The following is a 9,600-nucleotide window of genomic DNA, read 5'->3' as shown; positions in this document are numbered from 1 at the left end:
AATGGTGGCGCACAGCTAGCAAAATTCGAGAATGATGCTACCTCCTTGGGTACTCAAGGCGTGCGGATTGGTTGGAATGATGGCATCTCCAGTCAAGGCGGTGACTTCAACCAGTTCTTAGTGATTGCTGGTGGTGGCATCGGTTGTCCTTGTAAGCCAAGCCCTAGCTTGACTACACCATTACCTCCCGAAGCACCCCCAACTCGCAACAACGCACCTAGCGGTCGCGGTTAATTAGGTTTTAGGCTTTGGGCTTTGGGCTTTGGGCTTTTAGGCTTTAGGAGTCTTGCCAATTAGCCCCAATTACTAACATCGGGTATGAAACAGTGTTTCATGCCCGATTTTGGCTAAATACGCTAAATACCTACCATTAATAGAGAAAATTGCCACAATTAAAGAATAAGAGTTATTACCAATCGCTGAATGCAATATGAAATCAAGACTAGGTTCGGCGATCGCCACGATCGTGTTAATTATTGCTACCTTTTTGCCACTACCTGCTCTAGCAGCGGTGCCGATTACCGCTGCGATCGCCGAGAATAATGGCGTTAGCTTTGTCAGTAAGGCTGTCGATTTAGTCGGTGCGGCGGTCGTACGGATCGATACCGAGCGGACGATTACGCGGCGGATCGACCCATTTTTTGGCGATGAGGCGATGACGGGATTGCCCCAGCAGCAGCTACTACGCGGTCAGGGTTCGGGCTTTATTATCGATCGCGATGGCATTATTTTAACCAACGCCCATGTGGTCGATCGAGCGGATAAAGTTACGGTCATTCTCAAAGATGGTCGTAGTTTGGAAGGCAAAGTCACAGGCGTCGATCCAGTCACCGATTTAGCGGTTGTCAAAGTAGGCGGTACTAAAAATCTCCCGATCGCGGAATTAGGCGACTCAGATCGCGTCAAAGTTGGCGATTGGGCGATCGCGGTCGGCAATCCGTTTGGATTGGATAATACCGTGACATTAGGGATCGTCAGCACGCTCAAACGTGCCAGTTCTACCGTCGGGATGACCGACAAACGCCTTGATTTCATCCAAACCGATGCCGCAATCAATCCAGGTAATTCGGGGGGGCCACTGCTCAATGCTCGGGGGCAAGTAATTGGGATCAACACCGCGATTCGTGCCGATGCGATGGGGATTGGATTTGCGATTCCGATTAATAAAGTCAAAACGATTTCGACCCAATTAGCTCGCGGTGAAAAAGTTTCCCACCCCTATCTCGGCGTGCAAATGGTGACGTTGACACCCCAGATTGCCACCGAAAATAATAGCGACCCTAATGCACCCTTTCAAATTCCCGAGATTAATGGGGTATTAGTGATTCGCGTCTTGCCGAATACCGCTGCTTCGGTCGCGGGAATGCGCCGAGGTGACGCAATTTTGGAGGTCGATGGCGAAGCAATTCGCGATGCCAACCAATTGCAGGATGTGATGGAAAACAGCCATGTCAGCCAGCAGCTCGAAGTCCGCATTCTACGCGATGGTAAAGATCGGGTCGTTAAAGTTGTGCCTAAAGAGTTGAATTCTTAATCCCTTCTCAAAATCAAAGTAAGGTGAATGATTTGAGGCGTTGCTGAATTGGGGTATGAAGCATAGACCTTGCCCTGCTTGGTGAAACGCACGCTGAGGAAGCCTCAGCGCGATTTCATCCGCTCACCCCCAACCCCTCTGTCTTGTCGTTTTTTTATTCTGGGGTTCCCCCAGAATAAAAACGCCGCTGTCTAACCTTGGCTGTAGCTGGCAGCCACACACCATGATTACTTCTAATCGACACCATGAATTGTAAGTTTAATTTTTCTAATATTCTCAGTACAGCAGTTGGGCTTTCTCCATATAAACTGTCTGCTAATACATAACTTTAATTGAATGGAGCCGAATTTTCGCCTTTAACTGCGATCGGTCGGGTTACAATTCGGCTATTGCAATTAAATCGTCGCGATTCTCTTTCAGAGAGGCTTTGCCAACGAGTTGAAGAGCGTCAGCTCTTGATACAAGCTGGGATAATTGAACAATAGAATCGCTCGATTATTTTTGAATTGCAATACTGTTGCAATATCTTATGATTCGGGCAAGCTGCGATCGAGAATTTGAAAAACAGACTGATAAGATAATTGCATCTGGGTGCCACAGTTTTGTGCGAGTACTGCTCTTAAGCTCTCTGATAACTCGTGTCTGCTTTCGGGAGCTAGGGCGATACAGGGTGAATAGGTTGTCAATAGTTGTAGATAATCATCGATCGCATAATTCACCTCATTCACCCGAACTTCTGTCCGTAAGTTACTAAATAAGCCCGAATCGATCGCGGCATCAACAAAGATATTCAGTTCTTGAACTTCACGATCGCGATCTTTATATTCTGCGAAAGCTGGTAGATGTTGTCTAAATATCTCCGTCAAATGCTCGAATATCACGAGCGGTGGCATCATCGTTGTATTCCATAGTAAAACCAGCACTCCAGTATTTTTGAGCATACTTGCGGCTTTCTGGTACTTATTTTCTGGTGATACCCAATGCCAAGAAGTTGCGGCTACAATTGCATCGAATTCTCGATCGACTGGCTCCCATTCTTCAAAACTGGTATTAATAATTTCGATATTGGGATAGGCAGCGACATTTTGACGAGCGACTTCACAAGCTGCTAAGCTTGGTTCTAATGCGATGACTGAAAATCCCAATCGAGCCAAGGAAATCGTCGCCGTGCCTGGGCCGCAGCCGACCTCTAATATCTGCCCATTAGCAGGGATTTTAGCAACCTCGATCGCGCATTCTAAAAAGGCTTGAGCGTATTTGGGGCGGACTTTATCGTATGCTTGCGTGACCGATCCATACCATCGATTTCGCTGCAATTTTTCGGGTGTAAATGTTCGATACCAGTTGCGGATTTCATCGGGTGTTTGCATGATATCTGAAAATAAGCTTACAATAAATGTAACATTCAATAGACAAGTGCATATACTTTACTACTTAAATAAGTACTTAATTTGGCACACTATTTTAAATTAATAATCATTCGATCGAATGATATAATTTTTAAGTGCTAATCTTTCGATCGAGCGATGCTATATAGCTAGGATCGAGCGAAGATAGAGAGATAGTCAAGCAAGATATTTACTAGTTTATGAAAACAGCGACAACAGACCGCTCTCACGCCTCCGAACTCAATCCGCCAGAAAATATTACGCCCTCAATCGGCACGACTATTAATGCCATTCTCATTTTGGCACCCTTATCTTTAATCCTCATCGGTCTTTTCTCTGGTTTGATTAATCCTTAGAGGGAGTTTGAAAAGTCTAATTGCCACGCTTCCAGTGGGTAAATCCCCCTGCTTGGTGCAAGCAGGGGGACTTTCGATCCAGTTCCCCCCTGCTTGGTGCGCTGTCTTGTCTCGCATAATCCGGGAGCGGCGCATCGAACGGGAGGTTCCCTCCCGTTTGTGTGCGTCAAGAGAGGGAACCTCCCGGCTGCGAGCCGCTGTCTTGACCCAAACACATGCGGAGGGAACCTCCGCGTGATTTGGGTCGCTAAACCGTCGGGGAACAAAGGCGTGCGCGCATCCGCTTTTTAAGGCTTGCTCGGGGGGATTTTCTAGGGTTTGCGAGTGTTAATCTATACTTTTCAAACAGCCTGTTAGATCGATCGAATATCCCCGGCTAAGTAAATTAGTCGGGGATGTATTTACAGTCCTATGAGTAGTGTGAAAGATCGAACTTTGATTACTTGAGTTAATGTGAAAAATCTAGAACTAACTCGATCTGGATTGGCGGTGCGGAAGATTCGATCGAGTGTATCGACCTACAATGGTCGATAAGCCCGATAATTGATACTTGGGAAAATGTTATCCATCGTCTCGACTTTTTCGAGCCAACCGCTATCGACCTTCAGTTCTTTGAGGTCGTCATAGAGTTTGTGGAAGCGGACTAAATGCGATCGCGTGCGGCGGATGGCATATGGTACCATCGTCCCAGTCCGCATGATGAATGCCCAGTCCGAAGATTGCGCGAGTAATAATTCCCGTGCGGCTTGATTGAGGGCGCGCCATTGCAATTCATCTTCTGGCTCCATCCGTGCCAGTTCGATCATCCGTTCGGCTCCTTTGTGCAGGTGAGGATACACCCAAGCATTAGTTTCATTTAGCCAGTACTCGTGAAAACCCTTATAGCCCCAGCTAGACTGGGAAGGGCGACAGACTTGCTGAGTCGGCTCGGTGCGGAGATAATCCGCCAGATGCGTCATCTGATAGGTATGTTGATCGTGCCAAGATTTGCGGAAGAAGAAATCGATAAACCACGGCCCCTCATACCACCAGTGACCGAATAATTCGGCATCATACGGCGAGACAACTAGCGGTGGACGCTTCATGACGTGTGCCAGATTTCCGACCTGTTGCTGGCGATTGTACATAAAGTTCTGCGCGTGATCGGCAGCTTTTTCCTTCGCCCAGTAGGGATCGTAAAGTGCTTTCTCACCGCCAGTCTTGGAAGTAATCTTGTGATACTTAATCCCGATATTCTTGCGTTGACCGTTGGGCATGATGTACGGCTTGATATAGTCATAATCGGCATCCCAACCTAAATCCTTATAAAATTCGCGATACTCGGGTGCGCCGGGATATCCCACCATCGACGACCAAACCTGCTGCGAAGACTCTTGATCGCGTCCGAAGGCGGCTACCCCAGTCTCGGTAAAGATCGGTGCGTAGTTGCCAAAGCGGGGACGGGGACGGGCATACATAATGCCATGCCCGTCGGTGAGGAAGTAGCGCAAGCCAGCATCGGCTAACATCCTCTCTAGCCCTTCATAGTAGGCACATTCTGGCAGCCAGATCCCTTTGGGAGCGCGACCAAAATTCTCTTCATAATGCTCGCAAGCCACCCGCAACTGTGCCCACACCGCTTCTGGGTACATTTTCATCAGCGGTAAATAGCCGTGAGTTGCACCGCAGGTAATGATTTCGAGGTTATTACTGTCTAAAAATCCTTTGAAAGCACCAATTAAATCTCGATCGTGTCTTTCCCAAGTTTTCCGTGTGGCGGCAAATTCTTTGACATAGTACTCGGCGAGGTACTTGATATGTCCGTTGTGTTCGTTGCTATCTACTTCTTTTTGCGCTAACTCTTCTAGCTTGGCTAAATGCTCGTCATAGCGGTCTTGGAGCAAGGGGTCGCGCAGCATAGACACCAATGGTGGTGTCATACTCATCGTAATTTTAAAGTCGATTCCGTCCCGTTTCAATCCCTCAAAAACGTGGAGTAGGGGAATATATGTTTCGGTAATGGCTTCATACAGCCATTCTTCTTCAAGAACGAAATCGCTCTCAGGATGTCGAACGAAGGGGAGATGAGCGTGTAGGACTAACGCAACATAACCGAGCGGAGTACTCATAGGGGTAGCGTGTGGGAATAGCGATGGCAGATAGTAAGATACTACCGTTATTCCTATCTTAAGCTTTGCCGCCTCTTTATATTTAATATTTGTTATTTTACTGTTGAGGCGAGCTGCTTTTTTAGAGTCACTCCGGTCTTCGCGCTGACGATAACAGAGAGAATGCTCACTTTCATCCGGCGAATTATGACATTTTTTTAAAAAAGATTAATTTTTTGTTAACAAAGTTCGAGATTCGGTTCATACTAAAGTTTGGTTGAATTTTTTACTTTAGTCCCAAGACCACAATCGACCCGACCCCATTAGCTTTCGATTCTCTATAGGAGAGGCTACGCCAACGAGAATGAATGTCAACCGACCGCGATCGATCCACTAATTCGTCCAAATCGTTACAATTATTGCTCTTTCTTGACGAGCGGATGACTAGTTATGTCCACAATCAAGAGATTCGTGACAAATTAACGATGCTCAATACCGAGCATTCATTCGAGCTGCAAGTTGTCGATGTTGGCAAACAGCCCGACTTAGCAGAATACTATCGAGTGATCGCCACGCCAGCACTCCTGAAGCTGCACCCAAATCCCCGTCAGATCTTGGCTGGGAGCAATCTTAGCGATCAAATTGATAATTGGTGGGATCGGTGGCAAGAGGAGCTAGTTGAGGCAGGGAGCGAGCAGATGCGCGATGAAGATACCGCGCCACCGCTAACCGATCGAGTATTACTGAGTGATTCGATCGGCCATGTCAGTAAGGTGATTAAATTAACCGATGAAGTTTTTACGCTCAAGCAAGAAAAAGAAGCCTTACTCGATCGGCTAAAATTACAAGACCGTGCTATGTCTGTCTTGGCTCACGATCTGCGGAACCCTCTGACAGCCGCCGCGCTAGCCTTGGGGACGCTCGAAATCGTTCACAATCCCCAGGATTATCGCGCTAACGCCCTAGACCCAGCCGCAATCGCCAAATTAATCGAGCGCGCCCGCAGCCAGCTTCAAGCGATCGATCGCCTGGTTACAGACATCTTGCAACCTCTGTCTAATACATCCCATTTCAATCTTCATCCCCAAAAACTCGATCTCAGCCAACTCATCGCCGCAGTCATCGCCCAAATCGATTCGCAGTTTCAAGCCAAGTCCCAACGGATTACCACTGATATTCCTCAAGATATCCCCTTCATCTACGGCGATGCCGATAAGCTGCGACAGACGATCGCCAATCTCCTCGACAATGCCAGTAAGTATACCCCCCCTGGCGGTCGCGTCCACATTAGCGCCCTCCACCGTACCGCTCAAACTATTCAAGTAAGTATCGCCGATACTGGTTTGGGTATCCCCGCCGAAAACCAAAAACGCATCTTTCAAGAGCGGATCAGACTCGATCGCGATCTGGCACAATCGGGCTACGGCATCGGTTTAGCTGTCTGTCAGCGGATTATTCGCGCCCATTACGGTCAAATTTGGGTCGAATCTTCACCGGGCAAAGGTAGCGTGTTTAACTTTACGCTCTTAGTGCATCAGGGGTAGGTTCTAGTGGATAGTGGATAGTGAATAGTGAATAGGGCAGGGATGAGGGATTAGGGAATAAAATCCCCTCCTCGGAGCGAAAAGTGTGGTCTTGGGGTTTCCCCAAGTAGAGCACCTTTTCAAGACAGGGGTGCCGCAGGCGGGGTGGGTAGATCTCCGCATCTGACATCTCACTAACTCCCCCCAGTCCCCCCTCTACCCTCTACCCTCTACCCTCTAACTCTAGCTGCCGATCGCAAGATTTGAGCTGCTAAAATAGCGGCACCGAAGCCATTGTCGATGTTCACCACACCGACACCTGCGGCGCAAGAGTTGAGCATCGTTAGTAGCGGCGCTATACCTCCAAAACTGGCACCGTAGCCGATACTAGTCGGTACGGCAATCACCGGACAATCAGCCAAACCAGCTACTACACTGGCTAGCGCACCTTCCATCCCCGCCACGACAATTAGCACGTCGGCATTATCGATCGCGTGGCGATTATTCAGCAAGCGATGAATCCCGGCGACGCCGACATCCCATAACTTTTCGACCTCAAAACCGCATAAACTTGCTGTACAGGCTGCTTCCTCAGCTACGGGTAAATCGGCTGTACCTGCGGTGAGGATGGTAATCTTGCCTGTGCGTGTAATTTGCGGTTGCGGGGGGGTTAGAGCGCAGATTTGCGCCGTTTGGTAATAGATTAGGTCGGGGATCTCCTGAAGCAGTTCGGTGTAGACGGCTGGTGTAATCCGGGTTGCCATGACTACCGATTGCTGTTGGCGCATCACTTGGATAATTTTGACAATTTGCGCTGGCGTTTTACCTAGTCCCCAAATGACTTCCGGAAAGCCCGTCCGCTGTTGACGGTTAAAATCGATCTTGGCAAAGTCGTCGATCGATTCGTAGCCGAGCGATTGCAGTTTGGACAATGCACGCTCGGGTGTAACTTCGCCAGCAGCGACAGCGGTGAGTAAAGATTTCAGCGATTCTGACATAATCTCGGATATTTGCAGCGGATTCAAACTTTATCCTAGATTAATATTAGTACTAGCCGTTAAATCTGCACCGTTCGTCGCTGGTGGGTTTAGTTGTAATATTATCGATTTTCCAGACGCGATCGCTTTTTTTGACCGTGTTGGCGATAATTGTTGGTAATTTCTTGGACTTGTAAGTTTGAACGCCCTGAACTTCGATCGTATCCCGCACTTTCAATTTCAAGCCTTGCTGTTGTAGCGATCGATCCGATCCCAAATAAACGGTTTTTTGCCCAGTTGGTGTTTTCAGCTTTACCCAGGTGACGACTTCTGTAGCCGCCAGCGATCGATCCTTGTTACTTCGCTCGATCCCAATTACGCGACCTGTCGCCGTGGTGACTTGCTCGGGAGTACTCGGGCGAATTGCCACTTCGGTAGACCAGCATCCACTTTTGGGCGTGGGAGCTTCTGCTCTGGCGGCTAGCGGCAATCCGCAACCGAGACACAACACCAACATGGAAATCTGAATTCGTTTCATTTTTACCGCCTCGCATGATAGATCGATCGGTCTAGCCATACTATACCCCAATCTGATTTCCGCCTCTACTCTCTTTTGACAGAAATTGGCTCGGTTTGAGATTGCTCCAACGATCTATTCTAGTCAGTAATGATTCGGTAGCTATACTAACCTAATTTGTACTCTAAAGTCCAAAGCCTAAAGCCTAGTGTCTGACTCCCAAGATCATGCCCAGCAGCAACCCAAACCCAATCCACACATTTTCCCGAAACATTTGGGGATAAAAAGCTGGTGGAATCGTGGGTTTCTTGAGCTGGAGATATTGCCACAACCAAAAGCCAGCAGACATACCCAACGTCAGGACAAATACCGACCCCAGTCCCATAAGTTGCCCCATATAGCCCAGTAAACCAACTGTCAGCGCATAAAAAATCGCGATCGCTTCAGCCACGTATTTACCAAAAAATAAGGCACTAGAATTGACCCCGATGCGACGATCGTCTTCGCGATCGGACATCGCATATACAGTATCAAATCCCAGCGTCCAAAAAATCGTCGCCCCCCACAAATACCATGTCGGCGTTGCAATACTCGCCGTGACCATCGACCAACTAATCAAGACGGCAAATCCCCACGCGATCGATAGTACCAGTTGCGGCACGGGAAATACTCGCTTAGCAGCAGGATACAATAAAATTACCGGAACGGCAGCTACACACAGCCAAAATGTCAAGGGATTGAGATAACTTGCCAAGAGTGCCGCACAAATCAGCGACACGATTAGCACCCCCACCCCAGTCGCGATCGATAGTGACTTTTCCGCCAGCGGACGGGTTTTGGTGCGCTCTACCTGCGGATCGATATTCCGATCCCATAGATCGTTGACGACACAACCCGCCGCACTAGTCGCCAGCGTCCCCAAAATCACCACTCCTAACAGTGGTAGCGGTGGATTTCCCTTTGCAGCCAAGCATAATCCCCACAATGCTGGAATCATCAAAATTAACCTACCTGCGGGTTTATCCCATCGTAGGAGCCGGATTACAGTTAGCCAAGTGGGTTTGCGTGGGGGGAGGGTTGTCATGGGAGTTGGGAGTTGGGAGTTGGGAGATGGGAGGCGGGAGTTGGGAGTTGGGAGTTGGGAGTTGGGAGTTGGGAGTTGGGAGTTGGGAGTTGGGAGTTGGGAGTTGGGAGACTGGGAGACTGGGAGACTGGGAG

9 protein-coding genes and 1 pseudogene are annotated in these 9,600 nt (G+C 48.6%); 4 read left to right on the top strand and 6 right to left on the bottom strand.

All coding sequences use genetic code 11. The annotated features are described in order from the left end of the window. Both RMO52_RS17490 and RMO52_RS17485 read left to right on the top strand, forming a co-directional pair. The coding region (locus RMO52_RS17490; RefSeq protein ID WP_310416744.1) for a hypothetical protein at positions 1 to 234 on the top strand (234 nt) is incomplete at its 5' end. 196 nt (positions 235 to 430) lie between these two features. After that, positions 431 to 1,534: an HhoA/HhoB/HtrA family serine endopeptidase gene (locus RMO52_RS17485; protein ID WP_310416741.1), complete on the top strand. Its 1,104-nt coding sequence runs from the start codon at positions 431 to 433 to the stop codon at positions 1,532 to 1,534. A gap of 190 nt (positions 1,535 to 1,724) precedes the next feature. On the opposite strand, the pseudogene RMO52_RS17480 reads toward RMO52_RS17485, so the two are convergent. Then, a pseudogene (locus tag RMO52_RS17480) lies at positions 1,725 to 1,856 on the bottom strand (IS701 family transposase); the annotation flags it as partial. 205 nt (positions 1,857 to 2,061) lie between these two features. After that, positions 2,062 to 2,904: a class I SAM-dependent methyltransferase gene (locus RMO52_RS17475; protein ID WP_310416737.1), complete on the bottom strand. Its 843-nt coding sequence runs from the start codon at positions 2,902 to 2,904 to the stop codon at positions 2,062 to 2,064. Between the two features lie 218 nt (positions 2,905 to 3,122). Between RMO52_RS17475 and RMO52_RS17470 the strand changes: the two genes are divergently transcribed. Next, positions 3,123 to 3,278, top strand: coding sequence for a purine permease (locus RMO52_RS17470; protein ID WP_310416734.1), 156 nt, complete (start codon positions 3,123 to 3,125; stop codon positions 3,276 to 3,278). A gap of 518 nt (positions 3,279 to 3,796) precedes the next feature. On the opposite strand, the gene RMO52_RS17465 is transcribed toward RMO52_RS17470, so the two are convergent. Next, positions 3,797 to 5,386, bottom strand: a complete 1,590-nt coding sequence (locus tag RMO52_RS17465) for a glycoside hydrolase family 57 protein (RefSeq protein WP_309740727.1) — start codon at positions 5,384 to 5,386, stop codon at positions 3,797 to 3,799. 347 nt (positions 5,387 to 5,733) lie between these two features. On the opposite strand from RMO52_RS17465, the gene RMO52_RS17460 reads away from it, so the two are divergent. After that, positions 5,734 to 6,909, top strand: a complete 1,176-nt coding sequence (locus RMO52_RS17460) for a histidine kinase (protein ID WP_309740729.1) — start codon at positions 5,734 to 5,736, stop codon at positions 6,907 to 6,909. Positions 6,910 to 7,118: 209 nt separating this feature from the next. Here the strand turns inward: RMO52_RS17460 and larB are convergent, their stop codons facing one another. The 3 genes from larB to RMO52_RS17445 all read right to left on the bottom strand — a co-directional run bounded on the left by larB (position 7,119) and on the right by RMO52_RS17445 (position 9,466). Further along, positions 7,119 to 7,886, bottom strand: a complete 768-nt coding sequence (gene larB / locus RMO52_RS17455; RefSeq protein ID WP_309740730.1) for a nickel pincer cofactor biosynthesis protein LarB — start codon at positions 7,884 to 7,886, stop codon at positions 7,119 to 7,121. A 52-nt stretch (positions 7,887 to 7,938) separates the two neighbouring features. Beyond that, positions 7,939 to 8,403: a hypothetical protein gene (locus tag RMO52_RS17450; protein WP_310416731.1), complete on the bottom strand. Its 465-nt coding sequence runs from the start codon at positions 8,401 to 8,403 to the stop codon at positions 7,939 to 7,941. Between the two features lie 184 nt (positions 8,404 to 8,587). Next, positions 8,588 to 9,466 carry a 4-hydroxybenzoate solanesyltransferase gene (locus RMO52_RS17445; RefSeq protein WP_310416747.1) on the bottom strand — a complete coding sequence of 293 codons (879 nt, stop codon included), beginning with the start codon at positions 9,464 to 9,466 and terminating at the stop codon, positions 8,588 to 8,590. Positions 9,467 to 9,600 lie beyond the last annotated feature (134 nt).

Origin of the sequence: Chamaesiphon sp. OTE_8_metabat_110, assembly GCF_031382685.1 — a bacterium.
Classification (GTDB): Bacteria; Cyanobacteriota; Cyanobacteriia; order Cyanobacteriales; family Chamaesiphonaceae; genus Chamaesiphon.
The sequence above is the reverse complement of the archived record's forward strand: the minus strand, read 5'-3'. Positions and strand labels throughout refer to the sequence as shown.

Bases quoted from the DNA above. Each gene is read 5' to 3' on its own strand.
- RMO52_RS17485 (WP_310416741.1), top strand. From the start codon at position 431: ATGAAATCAAGACTAGGTTCGGCGATCGCCACGATCGTGTTAATTATT.
- RMO52_RS17475 (WP_310416737.1), bottom strand. From the start codon at position 2,904: ATGCAAACACCCGATGAAATCCGCAACTGGTATCGAACATTTACACCC.
- RMO52_RS17470 (WP_310416734.1), top strand. From the start codon at position 3,123: ATGAAAACAGCGACAACAGACCGCTCTCACGCCTCCGAACTCAATCCG.
- RMO52_RS17465 (WP_309740727.1), bottom strand. From the start codon at position 5,386: ATGAGTACTCCGCTCGGTTATGTTGCGTTAGTCCTACACGCTCATCTC.
- RMO52_RS17460 (WP_309740729.1), top strand. From the start codon at position 5,734: ATGTCAACCGACCGCGATCGATCCACTAATTCGTCCAAATCGTTACAA.
- larB (WP_309740730.1), bottom strand. From the start codon at position 7,886: ATGTCAGAATCGCTGAAATCTTTACTCACCGCTGTCGCTGCTGGCGAA.
- RMO52_RS17450 (WP_310416731.1), bottom strand. From the start codon at position 8,403: ATGAAACGAATTCAGATTTCCATGTTGGTGTTGTGTCTCGGTTGCGGA.
- RMO52_RS17445 (WP_310416747.1), bottom strand. From the start codon at position 9,466: ATGACAACCCTCCCCCCACGCAAACCCACTTGGCTAACTGTAATCCGG.